Genomic DNA, 23420 nt, shown 5'->3' with positions numbered 1-23420 from the left:
TCGTGTTTGTTTCTGACCAGAACGAAACTAGCTGCGGCGCCGGGTATTTCAAGCGATTCCCGGGGTTCGTGAGCATTCCCGAACCGAGCTGCCAGGAAGCGTGGGAAACCTGGCAGCCTGCCAGACAGTCGATGCGGTCCGACCTGCATCGCGACTGGCTGCCACATCGCCGGGCCGTGCGCAATGGTCGACAGGAGATCCGAACCTGACTCCCCAGTAGGGCTCATGTCCGTTGTGACGGCTTTCACTGTAGTGTTCTGACAAGTTGCCGATGCACGTTTCGAAGGAGAGTCATGAGCTTCAAGAGCCCCTTTCCCGATGTCGAGATTCCGAATCTGAGCGTCTACGACTACCTGTTCGGGTCCATCTCGGACGACGATCTCGAGAAGCCTGCATTGATCGACGGGTCGTCGGGAGCCGTCACCACGTACCGCGCTCTGATCGGGCAGATCGACGGCATCGCCGGCGCCCTCGCGGCACGCGGCCTCGGACTGGGTGACGTCGTCGGCCTGCACTCGCCGAACGTCCCCGCGTTCGCGTCGGTGCTGCACGGCATTTTGCGCGCGGGTGGCACCGCCACCACCATCAACGCTCTGTACACGGCAGAGGACATCGCGAAGCAGCTCACCGGATCGGGTGCCAAGTTCCTGTTCACGGTCTCGCCGCTGTACCCGCAGGCGAAGGCGGCAGCCGAGAAGGTCGGCATCCCCGACGACCACGTCATCGTGCTCGACGGCGCCGAAGGGCACCCGAGCCTGCGCGACCTGCTCGCCGAAGGCGCTCCCGCCCCGGAGGTCTCCTTCGACCCGGCGACGCAGGTGGCGGTACTGCCGTACTCGTCCGGCACCACGGGCGTGCCGAAGGGCGTCATCCTGACGCACCGCAACCTCGTCGCCAACGTCGCTCAGATGGAGCCGCGCGTCGGCATCGACACGAACGACGCGATCCTGGCGCTGCTGCCGTTCTTCCACATCTACGGCCTCACCGTGCTGCTCAACATCGCGCTGAAGCTGCGCGCGCACCTGGTGACGATGCCCAAGTTCGACCTCGTCGAGTTCTTGAAGCTCATCCAGGAGCACAAGCTGACCTACCTGTTCATCGCCCCGCCCGTCGCGGTCGCGCTGGCCAAGCACCCGCTCGTCGATCAGTACGACCTGTCGAGCGTGCACACCATCTTCTCCGGTGCCGCGCCGCTCGACGAGGAACTGGGCAAGGCCGTCGCGAAGCGTCTGGACACGCGCGTGCGTCAGGGCTACGGCATGAGCGAGCTCAGCCCCGTCAGCCACGCCATCCCGTTCGACCGCGACGACATGGCGCTCAGCTCGGTGGGACTGCCGCTCGCGAACACCGTCAACAAGCTCGTCGACCCGGAGACGGGCGAGGAAGTGGATCTTCCGTCCGAAGGGCTGTCCAAGCCGGGTGAGCTGTGGGTGCAGGGCCCGAACGTCATGGCCGGCTACCTCAACAACCCCACCGCCACCGCCGACACCCTCGACGACGAGGGCTTCCTGCACACCGGTGACATCGCCGTCGTCGACGCCGAAGGCGTCGTCTACATCGTCGACCGGCTCAAGGAGCTCATCAAGTACAAGGGCTACCAGGTGCCGCCGGCCGAGCTGGAGGCTCTGCTGTTGACGCATCCGGAGATCGCCGACGCTGCGGTCATCGGTGTCCTCGACGAGGAGGGCGAAGAGGTTCCGAAGGCGTTCGTCGTACGCCAGGCCGACGCGACGATCGACGAGGACGCGGTCATCGCGTTCGTCGCCGAGCGCGTGTCGCCGCACAAGAAGGTCCGCAAGGTCGAGTTCATCGACATCGTCCCGAAGTCGGCTGCAGGCAAGATCCTCCGTAAGGATCTGCGGGCCGCCGAGACCACGAAATAGGACCGGTCGAGCTCTCGTCAGGCCGCCTACCCGATCGGGTAGGCGGCCTTCCTGTCTCATAGGGGCCTTCTCGTGACTTACGGAACAGTCTCGCCGGAAAGTGACTGACACCTCTGCACTGTCGGATTTAGCGTCGTTCTCAGCACCGTGGCTCGAACCGCGTTGCGAGACCATCAGACGTTTTCCGTTTCGCGGAGAGGATCCTTCCATGCAGGTCGACGACCTACTCAAGCCGTTCCCCATCAAGGAGTTCCACCCGTTCCCACGCGCCATGATGGGCCCCGGCGCGCACGAGATGATCGGTCCCGAGGCACTCAAGCTCGGATTCAAGAAGACCCTCGTGATGACGTCCGGCCTGCGCGGAACCGACATCGTGCACAACATCGTCGAGTCGATGCGCTACCACGGCCTCGAGGTCGTCGTGTACGACAAGGTGGAGTCCAACCCCAAGGACTACAACGTCATGGACGCCGTGGCGATGTACACCGAGAACAAGTGCGACAGTTTCGTGTCCATCGGTGGCGGCTCCGCGCACGACGCGTGCAAGGGCGCTCGCATCTCCGTCGCACACGACGGACGTAGCGTCAACGAGTTCGAGGGCTTCAACAAGAGCGAGAACCCGAAGAACCCGCCGCACATCGCCGTATCCACCACGGCAGGAACAGGTTCCGAGACGTCGTGGGCGTACGTCATCACCGATACGACGACCGACCCCGACAACCCGCACAAGTACGTCGCCTTCGACGACGCGTCCGTGACAACGCTCGCGATCGACGATCCGGTCCTGTACTACAGCTGCCCGACCGACTACACCGCACAGTGTGGCTTCGACGTTCTCGCACACGCGAGCGAGCCGTACGTCTCGCGCCTGAACTTCGAGCCGTCGAAAGGCAATGCGCTGCATGCCATTCGGATGACGGTGGCCAATCTCCGCGCGGCGACGTGGAACGGTGAGGACCTGCCGGGCCGCGAGGGCATGATGTACGCGCAGTACATCGCAGCCCAGGCGTTCAACTCCGGCGGCCTCGGCATCATCCACTCGATCAGCCACGCCGTCAGCGCGTTCTACGACACGCACCACGGACTGAACAACGCCATCGCGCTGCCGCGAGTGTGGGCGTTCAACATGACGGCCGACTACCGCAAGTTCGCCGACATCGCCGTCGCCATGGGCATCGACACCCACGGCATGTCCGACCAGCGTGCATCGCACGCCGCGCTCGAAGCAGCGATCCAGTTGCTGCGCGACGTCGGCATTCCGGAGAAGTTCGCCGACGTCGACCAGAACAGCTACAGCAAGAACCGTCTCGGCCAGGGCCCAACGAAGTACTACGAGAACTCGCCGAAGATCGTCGGTGACGACAAGGACATCGACCGGATCACCCACCACGTCCTCGGTGACGCCTGCACCCCGGGCAACTTGAAGGAATGCACGTTCGAGACGGTCCGCCCCGTCGTCGAGCACTCCGTGCATGGAGATCTGGACGACCTGATCGGCTGATCTCTCCCTCGATCCTCGCTCCCGCCCGCGGAACCCCTTGCTGCGGGCGGGAGCGGGTCGGACACTCTTCTCGGAAGGAACGCACCGTGTCAGTCCCGACGCCCATCGATGCTTCGGCAGGGCCAGATTTCGACTCCGTCGCCGACGTCGTCAGCCGATTCGGCGACGCAGGCTACATCGCCGACGAACGCCTTGCGACGACGGTGTTCCTGCAGACCAGGCTCGACAAGCCCGTGCTGTTGGAAGGGCCTGCCGGCGTCGGAAAGACCGAGCTGGCAAAGACTCTCGCCGCGGTGACCGGGCGTCGACTGCTGCGGTTGCAGTGCTACGAGGGCCAGGACGAGACCAAAGCGCTCTACGAGTGGGACTACGGCAAGCAGCTGCTGTACACCCAGGTGCTCAAGGAGAAGATCGGCCAGCTCGTCGCCGACACCGAAACTTTGGGTGAAGCAGTCGATCGCATTGCCGCGCAGGACAGTGTGTTCTTCTCCGAGCGCTTCCTGGCGCCTCGCCCGCTGCTGGAGGCCATCCGTTCCGAGGAACCCGTCGTCCTGCTGATCGACGAGGTCGATCGTGCCGACGAGGCGCTCGAAGCGGTTCTGCTGGAATTGCTTGCGGAGAACCAGATCTCGGTTCCCGAGCTCGGCACGTTCACCGCGACGGTTGCCCCGTACATGATTCTGACGTCGAACAACACCCGCGATCTCTCGGCGGCTCTGAAACGTCGTTGCCTGCACAGCTTCCTCGACTACCCGTCGGCCGAGCGCGAACTCGAGATCGTGGTGTCGAAGGACACCGGTTTGTCGGGTGCCCTCGCCGGCCAGTTGGTCGACGTCGTGCGTGGATTGCGTGACCTGGAACTGCGCAAGTCGCCCAGTATCTCCGAAACCGTGGACTGGGCAAGGACTCTCGCGGTCCTCGGGGCGAGCGAGCTGACCGCCAAGCTGCTGAACGACACGGTGTCGGTCGTCGTCAAGTACGACAAGGACGTGCGCAAGGCGACCGCTGCGATTCCGCGTCTCGTCGATCCGAACGCCGTCATCGATCTCGATCACGGCCATGGTCACGGTCACGGTCATGGGCACGGCCATGGGCATGGTCACGAGGAGCCCTTGTCCGTCGTGGAGGACGATGATTCGGGTCCCGACGGTCGTGCGATCCGCGCGTCGAAGAACGAGCCCGGCCGCCACGGCAACTACTACGGAGGCTCGACGGCATCGACGCCGTCGCCGGCCAAGGACGTGCCGAAGACGCAGGGCAGCCGCTCGTTCGCGAACGGGTTCGGCAGCAAGAAGAACCGGAAGGCCTGAGTCACCGTGGAGCAGAGTCTGCACCGCTTCGTGCGGTTGCTCCGGCTGCGCGGCATGAGAATCTCGGTGCCCGAGATGCTCGACGCGATGGAAGCAGCTGCGCAGCCGGGATTGCTCGCCGATCGTCGGCTTCTGCGCGAGGCGCTGCGCGTCGCACTGGTCAAGGATCGCGACTCGGACCCGGTGTTCGAGGAGGTCTTCGACCTGTTCTTCGCGCTGGTGAAGGTGCAGAAGGACGACGGTCAGCGCGGACACGGACACGGTCACGACGACCTGTCCGACGACGGACTGCTCGAATCCTTCACTCTCAGTGAGGAGCCCGGCAACCTCCCCGAGCAGGGGCACGAGCACGGGGCGCCGTCGGACATCCGCGAGTTCTTCGATCCGGACGACCTCGCGACGCAGTACAACCTGCATCAGGAGGCGAACAAGATCGACCTCGCCGCGATGACCGACGAGATCGTGTTCAGCAAGGATTCGACCGACAATCTCGGTCAGGGCGAACGCATCCAGATCGAGACGGATCACCTGAAGGGTGCAGGCGTACCCGGCAAGATCTCGACGTCGACCGGCACCAAGGTCGACGCGGATCTGTCGGTCGCGGAGGAGGATGCACTGTTCGGCTGGCTCGACGACCTACCCGACGACGTGCAAGGTGACGTGCTCGACGAAGCGACGGCGCTGCGTGAACGTCTCGCGGGTGTCTTGGCCAACCTGCCTGCTGCGCTCAAGCATCATCTGGAATCGCTTCTGGCACTGGAGAACACCGTCGTCGAGGGCCGTGAGGACCGCGTCGCGAAGGTCGATCACGTCGGCGAGCACGAGCGGGCCGAACTGGAGGAATCGCTGCGGAGGCTGACCCAATCGCTGCACGGTGCGCTGACACATCGCCGAAAAGCAGGCGCGCGCGGACGCGTCGACTCGGGCCGGACGATGCGTCGAAACATGCGGTACGACGGTGTCCCGTTCCGGCCCGTGACCGTGCAGCGTAGCGAGGACAAACCACGGCTGTTGCTGCTGACCGACGTCAGCCTGTCGGTCCGCGCCACCGCCCGGTTCACCCTTCATCTCGTACATGGCCTGCAGGACTTGGTCAGTCAGGTGCGAACCTTCGCATTCGTCTCCGAACTGGTGGAGATCACCGATCTGTTCGCCGACCACAGCGTCGAACATGCGTTGGGGTTGGTGTTCGGCGGTGACGTGCTCGACGTCGACGGCAACTCCGATCACGGAAACGCGTTCGGGCAGTTCCTCGACGAGCACGGCAACGCGGTGAGTCGTCGTACGACCGTGGTGGTTCTGGCGGACGGACGATCGAACGGTCTCGATCCCAATGTCGAGGCGTTCGCCGAGATCACGCGTCGCGCACGGGAAACGATCTGGCTGACACCCGAACCGCGGTACTCGTGGGGGCTCGGCTCGTGTGACTTGCCGCTCTATGCCGAACATTGCCAGCGGGTGCGCGTCGTACGGGACCTGACGGGACTGACGAGCACCGCCGACGCGCTCGCGACGGAACAGGTGGGACGATGACGACTCTGGACAGGCCCGCGGCCACATCGGACCGGCGTAGTCGCTTCACGCGCGACGAGATTCCGCGCCTGGTCGGGATGTTCGTGTTCATCGCCGGTCTGCACGTCGTGGGATGGGGATTGTTCGCGCACTACAACGCCATCCCACGTATTCACGAATTGACCGGCGCCGACGGCACTCTCGTCTACGCAGGTGCCGGAGTGCTCGCCTACACACTCGGGATGCGTCACGCATTCGATGCCGACCACATCGCGGCGATCGACGACACGACGCGATTCCTGTTGCAGAAAGGCAAGCGGCCATTGGCCGTCGGGCTGTTCTTCTCTCTCGGACATTCGACGGTCGTGTTCGTGTTCGTCGCAGCGATCGCCGTCGTGGCCGCGAAAGCCACTGCGTTCCAAGATGCGTTCGCGGGCGTCGGAGGCATCATCGGCACGCTCGTGTCGGGCGGATTCCTGTTCCTGATCGCGGTGCTCAACTTCGCCGTCCTCGCCGGGATCGTGCGGGTATGGCGACGGGCGAGGGCAGGGGAGTACTCGGAGGAACACCTCGACGAGTTGCTCGCGAAACGTGGGCTGCTGAACCGAATCTTCCGCGGACGCTACGACCGGTTCATCAAGGACTCCTGGCAGATGTACCCGCTCGGCCTGCTGTTCGGGCTCGGATTCGACACGGCCACCCAGGTCGGGCTTCTCGCCGTCGCCGGCACGACGGCGATGGCAGGAGGGTTGCCGCCGCTCGCGATCATCGCGTTGCCCATCATCTTCGCCGCAGGCATGACGACGATGGACACCATCGACGGAATCTTCATGTCCAAGGCGTACGGCTGGGCGTTCGTCACCCCGATCCGAAAGATCTACTACAACATCACGATGACGTCGCTGTCGATCTTCGTCGCCGTCGTCATCGGGTCGGTGCAGCTGCTGTCTCTGCTCGGCGACGAACTCGGGCTGACCGGGCAGCCGTGGGATTTCATCGCGTCGATCGATCTGAATCTCGCCGGGCAGTTCGTCGTCGGCACGTTCTTCGCCGTGTGGATCGGTGCATTGGTCTACTACAAGGTCGCGAGAATCGAGTAGTGCGGGACCCTGAATCGGGTAGTAAAGGTTCATGGACGTCACTCTCGACATAGCTCAGGGCCGGTTGCGCGGACTGCGTGACGGAGCGGTCACCTCGTTCCTCGGAATTCCGTACGCGGAAGCACCGTTCGGGCCGCTGCGCTTCGCGGCGCCGACGGCCCCTCCGACGTGGGAGGGCGTGCGCGACGCGACGACGCTCGGCGCCACCGCACCCAAGATCGGCTACCGGCCGCCGACCAGCGACATCCTCGTCGAGCCGGTCGTGCCTGGCGACGAGTGCCTCAACCTGAACGTCTGGACGCCGGGCACCGAGGAGTCCGGCCTGCCGGTGTTCGTCTGGATCCACGGCGGCGCGTTCGTCAACGGCAGCAACGCCGTGCCGATCTACGACGGTTCGGCGTTCGCCCGCGACGGCGTCGTCGCGGTGGCGATCAACTACCGACTCGGCGCCGACGGGTTCGCACGCATCGAGGGCGCGCCCGCGAACCGGGGTCTGCTGGATCAGGTTGCGGCGCTCGAATGGGTACGCGACAACATTTCGGCGTTCGGAGGTGATCCGGGGAGGGTGACGGTCGCCGGCGAGTCGGCCGGGGCCATGAGCGTCGGGACGCTGGTGTCGATGCCGCGTGCGGAAGGGCTGTTCCAGCGCGCAATCCTGCAGAGCGGTGCCGGACACCACGTGATCTCGGAGCCGACGGCGTCCAAGGTGGCGGAAGCACTGGCTCAGGCCGTCGGAGTGGAGCCGACGGTAGAGGGACTGGCGTCCGTCCCGGTCGAGCAGTTCGTGGACGCGCAGCGAGAACTCGGCGATCGAATCTCGGCCGAGGCGCCGACGGGTGCGTGGGGCGAACTCGCGTTCAACGTCATGCCGTTCGAGCCGTACATCGACGGTGACGTGGTGCCGGAGTTGCCGTATGCGCGCATCGCCGGGGGTGCGGGCGTGGACGTCGAAATTCTGATCGGGACCACCAGTGAGGAGTTCGCGTTCTTCCTCGTGCCCGCAGGTGTGACCGGCTACGTGAACGAAGACCGGATTCGGCTGCTGCTCGGCGCGTACGGCGTCGACATCGACACCGCGGTCGACGCCTACCGCGCGCAGCTACCCGACGCCTCTCCCGGCGAGCTGCTGATCGCAGTGATGACGGACTGGTTCTTTCGGATCCCGGCGCTTCGCGTCGTCGAATCGCGGGGCGGGCGGGCGTTCGTCTACGAATTCGCTTGGCGCTCAACGTTGTTCGACGGAAATCTCGGCGCCTGCCACGCGCTCGAGATCCCGTTCGTGTTCGACGTGCTGGGCAAGCCCGAGACCGCGCGCATCACCGGCGCGAACCCTCCGCAGAAACTTGCGGACGAGATGCACCGGGCCTGGGTCGACTTCGTGCGCGACGGTGACCCCGGATGGGTCCGCTACGGCGACGACCGCTCGGTCATGATGTTCGGCGAACAGTCGTCGGTCGTCGACGATCCGCGTCCTTCGACGCGCGAGGTCTGGGCGGGAGTGCGCTGACGCGTCCGTGCGTGGGAATGTACAGCCCGCTACACATTGCCACGCACGTGCGGCGACGTCGCCTATCGTCCTACCCGTGAACCTACCGACCACGTCGTTTCGCCTCGTGCCGATGCGCGCGAGGGATCCGCAGGAGCCGCATCGCGCCGCGAGTTCGTTGGAGCTGTTCTTCGACCTCGTGTTCGTCGTGGCGGTCAGTATCGCCTCGGTCCAGCTGCATCATGCGCTGACCGAGGATCACATCGCGCAGGGGCTCGTCAGCTACCTGATGGTGTTCTTCGCCATCTGGTGGGCGTGGATGAACTTCACCTGGTTCGCGACGTCGTTCGACACCGACGACTGGCTCTACCGAGCGATGACGGTTGTGCAGATGGCGGGCGTGCTCGTGCTGGCGGCAGGTATCGAGCCGGCGTTCACGGACGAGAACTACGCGGTGCTTGTCTTCGGCTACGTGGTCATGCGCATCGCGATGATCGCGCAGTGGCTTCGGGCGTCGAGGTCACCCGATCACAAGACCACTGCGCTGACCTACGCGTTCGGCATCGGCGGCGTCCAGATCCTGTGGATCCTGTGGCTGTTCGTGCCCGGAGGGCCATGGCAGATCGTCTGTTTCGTCGCGCTCGCCGCCGTCGAGGTGTCGATTCCCGTCGTCGCCGAAAGAAACGGTTCGACGCCGTGGCATCCGCACCACATCACCGAACGCTACGGATTGTTCACCCTGATCCTGCTCGGTGAGAGCCTGCTCGCGTCTGCCAACGCCATCATCGAGGCGCTGCACGACGAGACCGCACTCGCTCCGCTCATCTCGATCGCGGTACTGACACTCGTCGTCACGGCCTCGCTGTGGTGGATCTACTTCTGGCCGCCTCATCACCGGGCGATCCGCGGCATCGGCTCCTCGTTGAAGTACGGCTACGTGCACTACTTCGTGTTCGCGGCGGCCGGTGCGTTCTCCGCAGGCATCGAGGTCGAGATCGACGTGCTGACGCACCACAGCGAATTGAACGACGTCGCCGCGTCGTTCACCGTCACGGTGCCGATCGCCGTCTTCGTGCTCGGCGTCTGGTTCCTGGCCATCAGGAACAACGCGGATCGCGTCGTCAATACAGTCGTGCCGGTGGGCGCTGTGCTGGTGCTTCTCGACCCGGTCATTCCGATTCCCATCACCCTGACGGCCGTGGTCATGGTGGTGATGGTGGCTGTGCTGGTAGCGCGAAAGCCTGTCGACGCCTGAACGTGGATCGGCGACCGAGAGAGCTGGGCGCCCGCGTGAGAAACTGGCCGCATGAGTATCGGAACCTTGATTCTGCTCCGCCACGGCGAGAGTGAATGGAACGCATCCAACCAGTTCACCGGGTGGGTCGATGTCCGCCTGACGGAGAAGGGCGAGGCCGAGGGCAAGCGCGCAGGCGAACTGCTCGCAGAATCCGGCGTGCTTCCCGACGTGCTGTACACGTCACTGCTGCGCCGGGCGATCAGCACGGCGAACATCGCGCTCGACGCGGCCGATCGCCACTGGATCCCCGTCGTCCGCGATTGGCGACTCAACGAACGGCACTACGGCGCTCTGCAGGGCCTGAACAAGGCCGAGACCAAGGACAAGTACGGCGACGAGCAGTTCATGCTGTGGCGTCGTAGCTACGACACCCCTCCGCCGCCGATCGAGGCAGGCAGCGAGTACAGCCAGGATGCCGACGTCCGATACTCCGATCTGGACAGCGTCCCACTGACGGAATGCCTGAAGGACGTCGTCGACCGGCTCATTCCGTACTTCGAGGAGACCATCGTCGCCGAGCTGCGCGCGGGCAAGAACGTCCTCGTCGCCGCTCACGGCAACTCGCTTCGCGCACTCGTGAAGTACCTCGACGAGATCTCCGACGCCGATATCGCCGCGCTGAACATTCCGACGGGCATCCCGCTGCAGTACGACTTCGAGGGCGGCGACGGCAAGCTCGTGCCGTCGAACCCGGGTGGCACCTACCTCGACCCCGAGGCCGCAGCCGCCGGCGCTGCCGCCGTCGCGAACCAGGGCGCCAAGTAGCAGGATCCGCTCCGGGAGTCCGTTTCTCCGGAACAGTAGGTGAACGAACGAAGAACATCGTCGACGAGGGCTGTGACGACCAGGAAATGCCTGCACCCTGCGTATGTGAGCTGTCCATCGAACGTACGATTCCGGTGTGAGTGTTGCATCGGCCGTCCTGCTGGCATTGTCTGCAGCGTTCGGTGGATACCTCGTCGGCGGTGTTCTCATCCCGTACATCAACACACGACATTCGGAGCGGCGACGAGCGTCGTCGGGCTTGACGATGTCCCAGGTTCTGGACCTGATCGTGTTGGCGTCGGAGAGCGGGATCGCGGTCGTCGACAAGTTCCACGACGTAGTCCTGTTCAATCCGCGGGCCGAGGAGTTGGGCCTCGTGCGTAATCGCCTCATCGACGATCGGGCATGGGAGGCGGCGCAGAAAGTTCTCGAAGACGGACAGTCCGTCGAGATCGATCTGACCGCCAAAAATCCACGCACCGGACGCGACAGGATCGCCGTCAAAGCCGTCGCACGTCTCCTCAGCAAAGAAGACAGTCGCTTCGTCGTCCTGTTCGCCGACGACGATTCCGAGCAGGTCCGGATGGAGGCGACGCGTCGGGACTTCGTCGCGAACGTCAGCCACGAACTGAAGACGCCCGTCGGCGCGATGAGTCTGCTCGCCGAGGCGCTTCTCGAATCCGCCGACGACCCGGACTCGGTACGCCACTTCGGTGGAAAGGTCGTCGCCGAATCGAAGCGGCTCGGCAACATGGTGACCGAGTTGATCGCGCTGTCCCGGCTGCAAGGGGCGGAGAAGCTGCCGGACCTCGAGGTCGTCGACGTCGACAGCGTCGTGGCCGCCGCGCTCGACCGGTCCAAGCTTGCCGCCGAGAACGCCGGCATCACCGTCACGACCGACCACCCCAGCGGCCTCGAGGTGCTGGGCGATCAGGCGCTGCTGGTGACGGCCCTCGCCAATCTCATCCAGAACGCCATCGCCTACTCGCCCGACGGCTCGCCGGTGTCGGTCAGCCGCGCGCTACGCGGCCAGTCCGTCGCCTTCGCTGTCACCGACCGCGGCATCGGCATCGCTAAGGAAGACCAGGAACGGGTCTTCGAACGATTCTTCCGCGTCGACAAAGCGCGTTCGCGGGCAACCGGCGGGACGGGCCTCGGCCTGGCCATCGCCAAACACGTCGCAGCCAACCACAACGGGAGCATCTCGCTGTGGAGCAAGCTCGGCACCGGATCGACTTTCACCCTTCAGATCCCCGCCTATTTCGAGGAAGACGACCCCGGGTCGACGGAAAGAGAGAAACAGTGACCAACGTGCTGATCGTCGAGGACGAGGAATCGTTGGCCGATCCTTTGGCCTTTCTGCTCCGTAAGGAGGGTTTCGAGGCGACGGTCGCCGGTGACGGACCCTCGGCTCTCGCGGAATTCGATCGTGCGGGCGCCGACATCGTTCTGCTCGACCTCATGCTTCCCGGTATGAGCGGTACCGACGTGTGCAAGCAGCTGCGTGCACGGTCGGGTGTTCCGGTGATCATGGTGACGGCGCGGGACAGCGAAATCGACAAGGTCGTCGGTCTCGAACTCGGCGCCGACGACTACGTCACCAAGCCGTATTCGGCTCGCGAGCTGATCGCGCGGATTCGTGCCGTACTGCGACGCGGCAGTGACGCCGACATCGACGGCGCGGCCGACACCGGCGTGCTCGAAGCAGGTCCGGTGCGCATGGACGTCGAACGGCATGTGGTGATGGTCGACAACGAGCAGATCACGTTGCCGCTGAAGGAATTCGACCTGCTGGAGTACCTGTTGCGTAACTCCGGCCGCGTACTGACGCGTGGCCAGTTGATCGATCGGGTGTGGGGCGCGGACTACGTCGGCGACACCAAGACCCTCGACGTGCACGTCAAGCGTCTGCGATCGAAGATCGAATCGGATCCGGCCAAGCCCGAGCATCTCGTCACGGTCCGCGGTCTGGGCTACAAGCTCGAGGGGTAGGCGCCTTCGGCGCACGTGCACGAAAATGCATAGAGGGCTATGTATTTTCGTGCACCTGGGGACCGAGTCGCCCTTCCGTAAGGTTTAAGATTCAAGTATTGCAATCGACGAATACTACGGAAGAAGCGTTGCCATGAAAGCCCTGCAGTACCGCACCATCGGATCCCGCCCCGAACTCGTCGAGATCGACACGCCCACCCCGTCGGCGTCGGAGATTCTGCTCCGCGTCACGGCCGCGGGCGCTTGCCACTCGGACGAGTTCATCATGGGTGTCTCCGAGGAGGAGTACTACTTCAAGCCCCTGCCGCTGACGCTCGGCCACGAGGTTGCAGGCGTCGTCGAGGCAGTGGGTGACGGCGTCACCGGCGTCGAGGTCGGCGAGTCGGTGCTGGTCTACGGGCCGTGGGGATGTGGCCGCTGCTACCAGTGCGCACAGGGCAACGAGATGAACTGCGAGAAGGGGATGCGCGCGCCCGGCATCTTCAGCGACGGTGGCATGGCCGAGTACATGATCGTCGACGACGCCCGCCACCTCGTCCCGCTGGGTGACCTCGACCCTGTCACCAGCGTGTCCCTGACCGACGCGGGCCTGACGCCCTACCGCGCAGTCAAGTCGGTGCTGCCGAAGCTGACGCCGGGAACGACGGCCGTCGTCATCGGTGCGGGTGGTCTCGGGCACGTCGCGATCCAGATTCTGAAGGCCCTGACGCAGGCGACCGTCGTCGCGCTGGATCTCGGTGACGAGCAGCTCGAATTCGCGAAGAAGGTCGGAGCCGACCACACGTTCAAGTCCGAGCCCGCAGCGGCCGACTCGGTCAAGGACATCACTCGCGGACTCGGCGCGGACGTCGTGTTCGACTTCGTCGGCATTCAGCCGACGGCCGACCTCGCGGCAGGAATGGTCGCGATGGCCGGACACGTCGTCGTGATCGGTGTCGCGAGTGGTGCGGTGAAGATCGGACAGCGCACGGTTCCGCTCGACGTCACCGGCCGAGCCATCAACTGGGGTTCGCGGGCAGAGCTCATCGAGGTGGTCGAGCTCGCCAAGCGCGGTGCGATCCAGATCCACGTCGAGAAGTACTCGCTCGACGAGGCACCGCAGGCGTACGAGAACCTGCACGCGGGCAGGATCCGTGGCCGCGCGGTGATCGTGCCCTGACAGCCCTACGTGCGTGGGAATGTATAGCCCGCTATGTATTTTCGCGCACGTGGGCCGAAGGCCCCTACTTCGTCCGCTGCGCCTCACGCGTCGCCGGGTGCACGGCGATGAGCCCGAGTCCGCGACGACGCCTGCACAGCGACGCCAACTCGTCGTACGCCGCCTTACCGAGCAGTTCGGTCAGCTCGGGCTCGTACGACTCGAACACCTGCTTGCTGCCGACGTGCGCGTCGGGGGAGCCGGAGCAGTACCACGCCAGGTCGTGTCCACCCTCGCCCCAGCCGCGACGGTCGTACTCGCCGATCGTCGTCTTCAGGATCTCGGTGCCGTCGGGACGCGTTTCCCAGTCCTGGGTGCGACGGATGGGGAGCTGCCAGCAGACGTCGGGCTTCACCGTCAGCGGCTCGATGCCCTTCCTCAACGCCATCGAGTGCAGCGCGCAGCCGATTCCACCGGCGAATCCCGGCCGGTTCTGGAAGATGCACGCGCCCTTGTAGCGCCGGGTGCGCAGCGATTCCTCGTCGTTCAGGTCGTCGTACTCGACGTAGCCCTTCTTGCCCAGGCCCTTCTCCATGAACTGCCAGTCCTCGGCGGTGAGCAACTTCACCGACTCGTCCAGCTTCTTCTTGTCGTCGTCGTCGGACAGGAACGCGCCGTGCGAACAGCATCCGTCGTCGGGGCGGCCCGCGACGGTTCCCTGGCAGGCGGGTGTGCCGAACACGCAAGTCCAGTTCGACAGCAGCCACGTCAGGTCCGCCGCGATGATGTGTTCGGAGTTGTCCGGGTCGGGGAATTCCACCCACTCGCGGGGAAAATCCAGATCGACTTCTGCAGCAAAGGTCGGCTGCTTGCTACCTGCTGTCACAAGTGACGACGCTAGACCCAGTACCGTGGTTGTGTGCGATTAGGGGTGCTCGACGTCGGAAGCAACACCGTGCATCTACTGGTGGTGGATGCACATCGTGGTGGGCACCCCACTCCGATGAGTTCGTCGAAGGCGACGCTCCGACTCTCGGAGAACACCGACGCCGACGGCAACATCACCGCGGCCGGTGCAGAACGCCTGGTGAACGAGGTAGGCGACTTCGCAGCGATCGCCGAGAAGTCCGGGTGCGAAGAGTTGATGGCGTTCGCCACCTCCGCGGTCCGCGACGCACACAACTGCGACGTCGTCCTCGCCCGCGTGAAGAACGAGACGGGCGTCGATCTGCAGACGCTGTCCGGCGTCGACGAGGCTCGTCTCACGTTCCTCGCGGTTCGACGCTGGTTCGGGTGGAGCGCAGGACGCATTCTGAACATCGACATCGGTGGCGGCTCGCTCGAACTGACGTCGGGGAGCGACGAGGATCCGGACGTCGCGTTCTCGCTGCCGCTCGGTGCAGGCCGTCTGACAAGAGATTGGCTCGTCGCCGACCCGCCCGGCAAGCGGCGCGTCGCCGTTCTGCGTGACTGGCTCGACGCGGAACTCGCGACACCGGCCAAGGAGCTGCTCGGCGCAGGCGAGCCCGACCGCGTGGTCGCGACGTCGAAGACCTTCCGTTCGCTCGCGCGGTTGACGGGTGCGGCACCGTCGGCGGCAGGCCCGCGGGTGCCGCGGACGTTGACGGCGAACGGTCTCAGGCAACTCATAGCGTTCATATCGCGGATGACCGCGGCGGACCGTGCAGAATTGGAAGGAGTCAGCGCCGACCGCTCACCGCAATTGGTGGCCGGGGCGCTCGTAGCAGAGGCGGGCATGCGGGCTTTGTCGATCGATACGATCGAGATCTGTCCGTGGGCGCTCAGGGAAGGTTTGATTTTGCGGAAGCTGGACACCGAAACGGACGGCGATCTGGTGGTGAGCACGACGTGACCGAGAACAACACGAACCCGGAGGACACCGGGCAGATTTCCGTCGCCGAACTCCTCGCGCGTAACGGGCAGAAGGGCAACTTCAGCACGGGCGGCCGACGTCGGCGCGGTGTGAAGGGCGGCATCTCGGTCGCCGAACTCACCGGCGAGATCCCCGTCGTCCGCGACGAACCGACCGCGGGTGAGGCCCCCGTCATCACGCCGGAGCCCGAGGCGGCCCCGAAGCCGACGCCGGCAGTCTCCAAGGCGGCTCAGTTCAAGCCTGCCGAGTCCAAGCCGTCCGAACCCAAGCGCGCGCAGCCCGAGCCGGAACTGCTGTCCGGTTCGACCACCGCCGCAGGCGACCTGATGAACAAGGCGCACGACGAGAACGAGCGACGGCCGTACGGGTCCGTCCCGTCTCAGCGACCGGTTCCGATCACGTCGCGCTCGCGGTCCACTGGGTTCGTCCAGCGCAACCGATCCGATCGATCCGAGCGTGACGCCGAGCCCAAGACCGACGTCACGGCCAGGACCGACGGGACGTCGGAAACCCAGGCCCGGCCGAAACCGGCCGTCGCGCAGAAGCCCGTCGTCGCGCCGAAGCCCGCTGTCGCGCCGAAGCCCGCTGTCGCGCCGAAGCCCGAGGTCGCTTCGACGCCCGAGGCGAAGGCCGACACCACGTCGACGACGGCGAAGCCGGTCACTCGCGCGATGCCTGCGGTCGAGCGTCCCGCGGACGACGTCGACAAGGACGACGTCGACAAGGACGAGAAGCCGCAGCTCGAGAAGAAGCCCTCGCGCACCTCCGATTCCGACGACGCGGCCACCGAGATCACCGATGCGGTCACGGACGATTCCGGCGACTCCGACGTCCCCACGACCCCGGCCAAGAAGGACGCCGCCAAGCAGTGGCTCGTTCTCGCGGGTCAGGGTGTCGTCGCGATCGTCGTCGGCGCGCTGCTGTTCAAGGGCTTCGAGAAGCTGTGGGACATGCTTCCGTGGGTCGCACTGATCCTGGCGGTGCTGGTGATCGTCGGACTGGTCGCCGTCGTGCGCATTCTGCGACGGACGGACGACATGATCAGCATGGTCATCGCAATCGCGGTCGGGGTGTTCGTGACGCTCGGGCCGCTCGCGTTCCAACTGAGTACCGGCTGACAAGGCGTCATGAGCGCGCCTGAGGTTGCCGTCGGACTGTCCACCGCTTCGGTGTATCCGCAGAACACCGAGGCTGCGTTCCGGTTCGCCGCCGAACTCGGCTACGACGGCATCGAGCTGATGGTGTGGGCCGAGTCGATCAGCCAGGACGTCGAAGGCGTCGCCGCGTTGTCGCGGAAGTACGGGGTGCCCGTGCAGGCGATTCATGCGCCCTGCCTGCTGATCTCGCAGCGCGTGTGGGGCTCGGATCCGGTGGCGAAGCTCGAGCGATCGGTGCAGGCGGCAGAGAAGTTGGGCGCTGCCACCGTCGTCGTGCACCCGCCGTTCCGATGGCAGAAGCGCTACGCCGACGGCTTCTCCGACCAGGTCGCGGATCTCGAGATGGGTTCCGACGTCATCGTGGCGGTCGAGAACATGTTCCCGATGCGTGCCGACCGCTTCTTCGGCCGCAAGGAAGGATCGGCGGCTCGGCTGCGGAAACGTGGCGGGCCCGGCGCGGCGTTGTCGGCGTTCGCCCCGTCGTACGATCCGACCGATTCCGGTCACGCCCACTACACGCTCGATCTGTCGCACACCGCGACCGCGGGCGCCGACGCGGTCGACCTCATGAACCGCATGGGCGTCGGCCTCGCGCATCTGCATCTGGCCGACGGGCGTGGTGCGTCGATCGACGAACATCTGATTCCGGGGCACGGTGAGCAGCCGTGCGTCGAGGTGTGTACCGAGCTGATGCGACGCGGCTTCCGCGGTCAGGCCGTCGTCGAGATCAACACCCAGAACGCGAGGACGCTGCAGGAACGGTCGTCGATGCTCGGCCAGGCCCTGGCCTTCGCGCGCCGTCACCTGCGCTGATCGATCCGGAGGCCATGCGTTAGGGTCGTTGGATAGTTCAAGTATCCAACTGGTGGGAAGGGTTCTCGTGCGCGTGTCGGAGCTGGTGGCCACCTCGGGTGTCCCGCTGGCCACGGTGAAGTACTACCTTCGCGAAGGCCTGCTGATGCCGGGGAAGTCGACGAGTGCCACGCAGTCGACGTACGGCGACGAGCACGTGGAGCGGCTCGCGTTGATCAAGGCGCTGGCCGGCGCCGGACTCTCGATCGATCGAATCGGGACAGTGCTGCGCCTGATCGAGCACCCGAAGGCGTCTCTGTTCGAGACGTTGGGACGCGCAATCGCCGAACTGCCGCCCTACGACGTCGACGTCCCCGACTACCCACGAGCGAAGGCGGCGTTGGAGAAGCTGGGACAGGTCTACGACCCCAGATTCGTCGCGGTCGCCCAGCTCGAACGGGCGCTCCGGGCGGCCGAGGAAGTCGGCATTGCGATGACCGACGAGCGTCTCGAGGTGTACGGACGCCATATCCGCGGTATCGCCGACTACGACCTCTCGCTCATGCCGGACTCCGTGGAAGCCGCCGTCGAATACGCGGTGATCGGAACGGCCGTCTACGAACCCGTCATCACGGCGCTGCGGCGCCTCGCCCATCACGACATCGCCTCGGCACTCGAAAGGCCAGAACAATGACCAGCCCGTTCCGAACCGCAACGACGGTCACGACGATCGACCTCGGCGACACCGAGGGCACGTTCGCCGCGGTGATCGACTCCACCTGGACGATCGGTCCCAAAGTGCACGGCGGTACGTTGCTCGCCACCTGCGCCGCCGCAGCCAAGGCCCAACTCGCCGACGACGACCTACAGCCGCTCGCGGTCAGCGCCAGCTATCTGAACGCGCCCGATCCGGGTGGCGTCGACCTGGCGACGATCGTCCGCAAGCGCGGCAAGCAGGTCAGCCACGTCGACGTCGAGCTGAGCCAGGGCGGACGCGTCGCCGTCCGGGCCGTCGTCACGCTGGGACGTCCGGACACCGACGCGCCGCGCCACGAGGTGGCGTCGTCGCTCGCGTCGATGCCCGCGGAGCCGCCTGCCGAGACCCAGGCGATCGGTGGTGACCATCCGATGGCGTCGATCGTGCACCTCGCGCAGGGCTGCGAGATGCGGATCGATCCGTCGTCCGCCCATTTCTTGACAGGCCAGCAAGGCGAGCCGGAGGTCCGGATGTGGGTACGTCCGCGTCCCGACGACGAGGCAGACGTCGACACAGCGGTGCTGTTCGCGCTCATGACGGGCGACATCTGCGCACCGGTCACGATGAACCGCGGCATGTTCGGATGGGCGCCGACGGTTCAGCTGACGGCCTATCTGCGGCGATCTCCCGCGCCCGGGTGGCTGCGAGTGGCCGCGAGCAGCACGGTCATCGGCGGGACGTGGTTCGAGGAAGATCACCTCGTCCTGGATTCGACGGGCGCCGTCGTCGTGCAGAGCAGGCAGCTGGCGATGGTCCCGCGATAGGGCGCCTTCGGCGCCGAAATCGGGTCGTTCCTGCAGGCTCCACTCCCGCCGAAATCGGGTCGTTCCTGCAGGCTCCACTCCCGCCGTGCGCGGATAGTCGGAACAGAGACCAACTACCCACGCACGGGTGGCGCAGCCACATCGTGGCAGGCTTACGGCCATGACGAGAATTGCAGTAATCGGAGGTGGCCGGATCGGCGAGGCGCTGATCGCGGGTCTCCTCGAATCGGGTCACGCGGTTCGTGACCTGGTGGTGGCCGAGAAGTTCGAGGCGCGGGCCGCAGAGCTGGCGTCGACGTACGGAATCCTGACGACCACCATCTCCGAGGCGTCGGAGAACGCCGACGTGATCGTGCTGGCCGTCAAGCCGGGCGACGCCGAGGCCGTCGTCACCGAGATCGCGAAGACCGACCTGGACGGCGAACGTGAGCAGCTGATCGTGTCGCTGATCGCCGGTGTTCCGACCGTCAAGTTCGAGCCGAAGCTCCCTGCCGGTTTCCCCGTCATCCGTGTCATGCCGAACACGCCGATGCTCGTCGGCGAGGGCGTCAGCGTCCTGGCACCCGGGCGCTACGCGAAGGCCGAGCATCTGGAACTCGTCCGCGGCATTCTGTCGTCCGTGGGCAAGGTCGTCACCGTCAAGGAGAACCAGCTCGACGCCGTCACCGCGGTGTCCGGCTCGGGGCCGGCCTATTTCTTCCTGGTCGCCGAAGCCATGATCGACGCCGGTGTCGGTCTCGGGCTGACGCGCGACGTCGCGTCGGCGCTGGTGGTTCAGACGATGGTCGGATCGGCGGCAATGCTCGATCGTTCGGACGAAACGCCGACAGAACTTCGATATGCCGTCACTTCGCCCGGTGGCACGACGGCTGCTGCAGTCCGAAAATTGGAGCAAGGTGGCCTCCGAGCTGCGTTTTTCGATGCTCTGGGCGCTGCGAACGACCGGGCCACTGAGATGGGCATCACACCCGAATAGAAATTCTCTTACCGACACCCGTCGCAGTAACCCCACGAGTCACGTTAAGCTCACGGGTAGCACGTGCGTGTCTGTTCGGCAGGAGGGGAAGCCTGCCGCGCGAGACGTGCCGGAGGTATGTGGATTGATGGCGCCTGCAAACAAGCCGTCCAAGGTTTCGTCCTCGGATGGTCAGCCAGCCGTAGCTGGAACGCAATTCCTCACGGTCGCCGAGGTGGCGACGCTGATGAGGGTGTCCAAGATGACTGTGTACCGGCTGGTGCACAGCGGAGAACTGCCTGCAGTTCGAGTAGGTCGGTCGTTCCGTGTTCACGCGAAGGCGGTACACGACTACCTCGAGACGTCGTACTTCGACGCGGGCTGACGGAGAACAGCGGCTTACGGGCGGAAGTCGGGCCGGTTTCGTGGATCGATGGATCCACCGGTAAGATCGACATCCGTCGTGCCAGTCGCTGCCGTTGCAACGGGCCGCGAACAACGAGGCCCGAGCGCCAGCTCGGTGAATCGACGGCTTCGCCGGCAACTTGTCGTGTCAGACAGGGTGCCGGGGGAGTTCGAGGCGCCAGGTAGGCGTACGCAACTTCGCGTGCGCGAAACGCAAGAGAAGAACGTGAGGGATACCCGCCATGGGTTCAGTGATCAAGAAGCGTCGCAAGCGCATGTCGAAGAAGAAGCACCGCAAGCTGCTTCGTCGTACCCGAGTGCAGCGCAGGAAACTCGGTAAGTAAAGCTTCGCCGAAGAGCCCGTCACCGTCCGGTGACGGGCTCTTTTGTTTTCGCAGAAGCTCTGCGGTCAGGTTGTCCGCACATACATTCTTCCTGCACAGGGTGCCTTTTCGTGAGCGCTCGCATCTTCTCGGTATTCCAGTAGGCTGCTGAGAGTGGAGCCTGCGGGAGGACCCGCGTAGGGCAGACTGCGGCCAGGGACGGGGGTGTCGGTGAACTCGATCGACCGCGGCGTGGCAGCGCCGAAAGTGGCTCTCGTCACGGGGGCGAGCCGGTTCCTGGGTGGATATCTCGTCACGCGTCTCGCGCAGAATCCGTCGATCGAACGAGTCATCGCCGTCGACGCCCGGTCACCGAGCAAGGATCTGCTGCGACGCATGGGTCGGGCGGAATTCGTTCGTGCGGACATCCGTAACCCGCTCATCGGAAAGGTCATCCGCAACGCGTCCGTCGACACCGTCGTGCACGCGGCGACCATCACCAAGCCGCCCAAGTCCGGCGGCCGCGCCACGATGAAGGATCTCAACGTCATCGGCGCGATGCAGTTGTTCGCGGTATGTCAGAAGTCGCCGACGGTGCAGAAGGTCGTGCTTCGGTCGTCGTCGTCCGTGTACGGATGCAGCGCCAAGGACCCGGCCAAGTTCACCGAGGAAATGAGTGCCAGGCGCCCACCGAAGGGTGCGTTCGCCCGCGACACGATCGACATCGAGGGCTATCTCCGCGGTCTGGGTCGTCGTCGCCCCGACATCGCCGTGTCGATCCTGCGGATGGCGCCGCTGATCGGGCCGAGGCTCAACGGAACCATCTCGCGATACATGACGTCACCCGTCATTCCGAGCATCATCGGGCGCGACGCGCGCATGCAGCTGTTGCACGAGGAAGACGCGCTCGCGGCGCTCGAGCGGGCCACGGTCAGCGGTCCCGCAGGCACCTTCAACGTCGGCGCGGACGGCACGATCATGCTGTCGCAGGCAATCCGTCGCGCAGGACGCATCGAAGTGCCCGTGCCGTTCGCGTTGTTCAAGAGCGTGGGTCGCGCACTGATGGGCGGGATGATGCGCGAGTTCACGACCGAGCAACTCGACTATTTCCACTTCGGCTGTGGGCTCGACACGACGCGTATGCGGTCGGACCTCGGTTTCGAGCCGCGGTGGACCACGGTTCAAGCGTTCGACGACTTCGTCCGGGGCGCCGCACTACGGCCCGTACTGGGAGTCGACTGGGTCGACACGGTGGAGAAACGGTTGCTCGCGGCTGTCGAGACGGGGGCAGACGTATCACGGAGAGCTTTGGCCACAACGGATTCAGGACGGGAAGGGTGACGGACGTGGCCAAAGTGATTCCACTGCACGGCGGTGGGTCGGGGCGTTCCGTGCGTCCCGCCGGCCACGCCGATCAGGGCCGCAGCAGGCATCCGTCGTCGTACACCGAGCCGTCGCCGCCCACCCCGCTGATCACGCCGACGACGGCACTGCCGATGCCCACCGAGGCGCCGGAGCCGTCGCCGGTCGACGCCGTCAAGGACAAACTGGTCGAGCAGATCGCGGGCACCGCCGAGTTCGTCCGCCGACGGCTGGCCGGTGAGTACTCGGTCGACGAGTTCGGATACGACCCGCACTTCGCCGACGCGGTCTGGCTTCCCTTGCTGCGGCCGCTGTTCGACAAGTGGTTCCGCGTCGAGATCAAGGGCATCGAGAACATCCCCGACGACGGCGGTGCGCTCGTCGTCGCCAACCATGCCGGTGTCATTCCCATCGACGCGCTCATGGCGTCCGTCGCCGTCCGAGACCATCACCCGCAGCGTCGCCCGTTGCGAATGTTGGCCGCGGACATGGCATTCGAGATGCCGGGCGTCGGGACCATCGCGCGCAAGGCGGGCCACACGCTCGCGTGCAATCCCGATGCGGAACGACTGCTGCGGATGGGTGAGGTCGCCGCGGTGTTCCCGGAGGGCTTCAAGGGAATCGGCAAGCCGTTCAGCGAGCGATACAAGCTGCAACGCTTCGGGCGCGGTGGATTCGTCTCGGCCGCACTACGTGCAGGTGCTCCGATCGTGCCGTGCTCGATCGTCGGCTCCGAGGAGATCTATCCCAAGATCGGTGACATCGCCCCGCTCGCGCGGTTGATGGGTATGCCGTATTTCCCGGTCACGCCGTTCTTCCCGCACCTCGGTCCGCTCGGGCTGATTCCGCTGCCGTCGAAGTGGTACATCGAGTTCGGCAAGCCGATCCCGACCGACGCGTACGACGCCCAGGCGTCGGAAGATCCGATGGTGTTGTTCGAGCTCACCGACCACGTGCGCGAGACCATCCAGCACACCCTGTACCGGCTGCTCGCCAAGCGCAGAAACGTGTTCTTGGGCTGAGCAGT

22 protein-coding genes are annotated in these 23420 nt (G+C 65.3%); 21 read left to right on the top strand and 1 reads right to left on the bottom strand.

What is annotated here, in order from left to right:
* Positions 1-293 precede the first annotated feature (293 nt).
* The 11 genes from RhoFasB10_RS12145 to RhoFasB10_RS12095 all read left to right on the top strand — a co-directional run bounded on the left by RhoFasB10_RS12145 (position 294) and on the right by RhoFasB10_RS12095 (position 14005).
* Positions 294-1883, top strand: a complete 1590-nt coding sequence (locus RhoFasB10_RS12145) for an AMP-binding protein (protein WP_167676541.1) — start codon at positions 294-296, stop codon at positions 1881-1883.
* Positions 1884-2091: 208 nt separating this feature from the next.
* The gene (gene mdo, locus RhoFasB10_RS12140; protein WP_068427390.1) at positions 2092-3384 is read left to right on the top strand and encodes an NDMA-dependent methanol dehydrogenase; all 1293 of its coding nucleotides are present in this window, start codon (positions 2092-2094) and stop codon (positions 3382-3384) included.
* Positions 3385-3470: 86 nt separating this feature from the next.
* Positions 3471-4694, top strand: coding sequence for a MoxR family ATPase (locus RhoFasB10_RS12135; RefSeq protein WP_346764382.1), 1224 nt, complete (start codon positions 3471-3473; stop codon positions 4692-4694).
* Positions 4695-4700: 6 nt separating this feature from the next.
* Positions 4701-6227: a VWA domain-containing protein gene (locus RhoFasB10_RS12130; RefSeq protein WP_068427395.1), complete on the top strand. Its 1527-nt coding sequence runs from the start codon at positions 4701-4703 to the stop codon at positions 6225-6227.
* Positions 6224-7306 carry a HoxN/HupN/NixA family nickel/cobalt transporter gene (locus tag RhoFasB10_RS12125; RefSeq protein ID WP_167676539.1) on the top strand — a complete coding sequence of 361 codons (1083 nt, stop codon included), beginning with the start codon at positions 6224-6226 and terminating at the stop codon, positions 7304-7306. The genes RhoFasB10_RS12130 and RhoFasB10_RS12125 overlap by 4 nt, the downstream gene beginning before the upstream one ends.
* A gap of 31 nt (positions 7307-7337) precedes the next feature.
* Positions 7338-8813: a carboxylesterase family protein gene (locus RhoFasB10_RS12120; RefSeq protein WP_167676538.1), complete on the top strand. Its 1476-nt coding sequence runs from the start codon at positions 7338-7340 to the stop codon at positions 8811-8813.
* 112 nt (positions 8814-8925) lie between these two features.
* Positions 8926-10047, top strand: a complete 1122-nt coding sequence (locus tag RhoFasB10_RS12115; protein ID WP_167676594.1) for a low temperature requirement protein A — start codon at positions 8926-8928, stop codon at positions 10045-10047.
* A 51-nt stretch (positions 10048-10098) separates the two neighbouring features.
* Positions 10099-10854 (top strand): phosphoglyceromutase, encoded by a 756-nt coding sequence (locus tag RhoFasB10_RS12110; RefSeq protein ID WP_167676537.1) that lies wholly within the window; start codon positions 10099-10101, stop codon positions 10852-10854.
* 136 nt (positions 10855-10990) lie between these two features.
* Positions 10991-12160: an ATP-binding protein gene (locus tag RhoFasB10_RS12105; RefSeq protein WP_068427401.1), complete on the top strand. Its 1170-nt coding sequence runs from the start codon at positions 10991-10993 to the stop codon at positions 12158-12160.
* Positions 12157-12846 (top strand): response regulator transcription factor, encoded by a 690-nt coding sequence (locus RhoFasB10_RS12100; protein WP_068427402.1) that lies wholly within the window; start codon positions 12157-12159, stop codon positions 12844-12846. The genes RhoFasB10_RS12105 and RhoFasB10_RS12100 overlap by 4 nt, the downstream gene beginning before the upstream one ends.
* A 133-nt stretch (positions 12847-12979) precedes the next feature.
* Positions 12980-14005 (top strand): NAD(P)-dependent alcohol dehydrogenase, encoded by a 1026-nt coding sequence (locus tag RhoFasB10_RS12095; protein ID WP_068427403.1) that lies wholly within the window; start codon positions 12980-12982, stop codon positions 14003-14005.
* Between the two features lie 64 nt (positions 14006-14069).
* Here the strand turns inward: RhoFasB10_RS12095 and RhoFasB10_RS12090 are convergent, their stop codons facing one another.
* A complete protein-coding gene (locus tag RhoFasB10_RS12090; RefSeq protein ID WP_068427404.1) occupies positions 14070-14870 on the bottom strand; it encodes a hypothetical protein in 801 nt (266 codons plus the stop codon).
* 33 nt (positions 14871-14903) lie between these two features.
* On the opposite strand from RhoFasB10_RS12090, the gene RhoFasB10_RS12085 reads away from it, so the two are divergent.
* The 10 genes from RhoFasB10_RS12085 (at position 14904) to RhoFasB10_RS12040 (ending at position 23415) form a co-directional block, all read left to right on the top strand.
* The gene (locus RhoFasB10_RS12085) at positions 14904-15857 is read left to right on the top strand and encodes a Ppx/GppA phosphatase family protein (RefSeq protein ID WP_068427406.1); all 954 of its coding nucleotides are present in this window, start codon (positions 14904-14906) and stop codon (positions 15855-15857) included.
* Positions 15854-16996 carry a hypothetical protein gene (locus RhoFasB10_RS12080; RefSeq protein ID WP_167676536.1) on the top strand — a complete coding sequence of 381 codons (1143 nt, stop codon included), beginning with the start codon at positions 15854-15856 and terminating at the stop codon, positions 16994-16996. Before RhoFasB10_RS12085 ends, RhoFasB10_RS12080 begins: the two co-directional genes overlap by 4 nt.
* A gap of 9 nt (positions 16997-17005) precedes the next feature.
* Positions 17006-17848 (top strand): sugar phosphate isomerase/epimerase, encoded by an 843-nt coding sequence (locus RhoFasB10_RS12075; protein ID WP_167676535.1) that lies wholly within the window; start codon positions 17006-17008, stop codon positions 17846-17848.
* Positions 17849-17915: 67 nt separating this feature from the next.
* Positions 17916-18521: a MerR family transcriptional regulator gene (locus tag RhoFasB10_RS12070; protein WP_167676593.1), complete on the top strand. Its 606-nt coding sequence runs from the start codon at positions 17916-17918 to the stop codon at positions 18519-18521.
* On the top strand, positions 18518-19348 hold the full coding sequence (locus RhoFasB10_RS12065) for a thioesterase family protein (RefSeq protein WP_068427413.1): 831 nt from the start codon (positions 18518-18520) through the stop codon (positions 19346-19348). The genes RhoFasB10_RS12070 and RhoFasB10_RS12065 overlap by 4 nt, the downstream gene beginning before the upstream one ends.
* 160 nt (positions 19349-19508) lie before the next feature.
* Complete coding sequence (gene proC / locus RhoFasB10_RS12060; protein ID WP_068427415.1) at positions 19509-20324, top strand: pyrroline-5-carboxylate reductase; 816 nt, start codon at positions 19509-19511, stop codon at positions 20322-20324.
* A 127-nt stretch (positions 20325-20451) separates the two neighbouring features.
* Positions 20452-20688, top strand: a complete 237-nt coding sequence (locus tag RhoFasB10_RS12055) for a helix-turn-helix domain-containing protein (RefSeq protein ID WP_068427418.1) — start codon at positions 20452-20454, stop codon at positions 20686-20688.
* Positions 20689-20950: 262 nt separating this feature from the next.
* Complete coding sequence (locus tag RhoFasB10_RS12050; RefSeq protein ID WP_003402602.1) at positions 20951-21052, top strand: AURKAIP1/COX24 domain-containing protein; 102 nt, start codon at positions 20951-20953, stop codon at positions 21050-21052.
* 210 nt (positions 21053-21262) lie between these two features.
* Entirely contained in the window at positions 21263-22372 is a 1110-nt protein-coding gene (locus RhoFasB10_RS12045; protein ID WP_068427485.1) for an NAD-dependent epimerase/dehydratase family protein, read from the top strand.
* A complete protein-coding gene (locus RhoFasB10_RS12040; RefSeq protein ID WP_068427420.1) occupies positions 22369-23415 on the top strand; it encodes a lysophospholipid acyltransferase family protein in 1047 nt (348 codons plus the stop codon). Before RhoFasB10_RS12045 ends, RhoFasB10_RS12040 begins: the two co-directional genes overlap by 4 nt.
* Positions 23416-23420 lie beyond the last annotated feature (5 nt).

The sequence above is a fragment of the Rhodococcus sp. B10 genome (assembly GCF_011770055.1).
GTDB lineage: Bacteria > Actinomycetota > Actinomycetes > Mycobacteriales > Mycobacteriaceae > Rhodococcoides > Rhodococcoides kyotonensis_B.
This window is presented reverse-complemented; position numbering and strand designations above follow the sequence as displayed.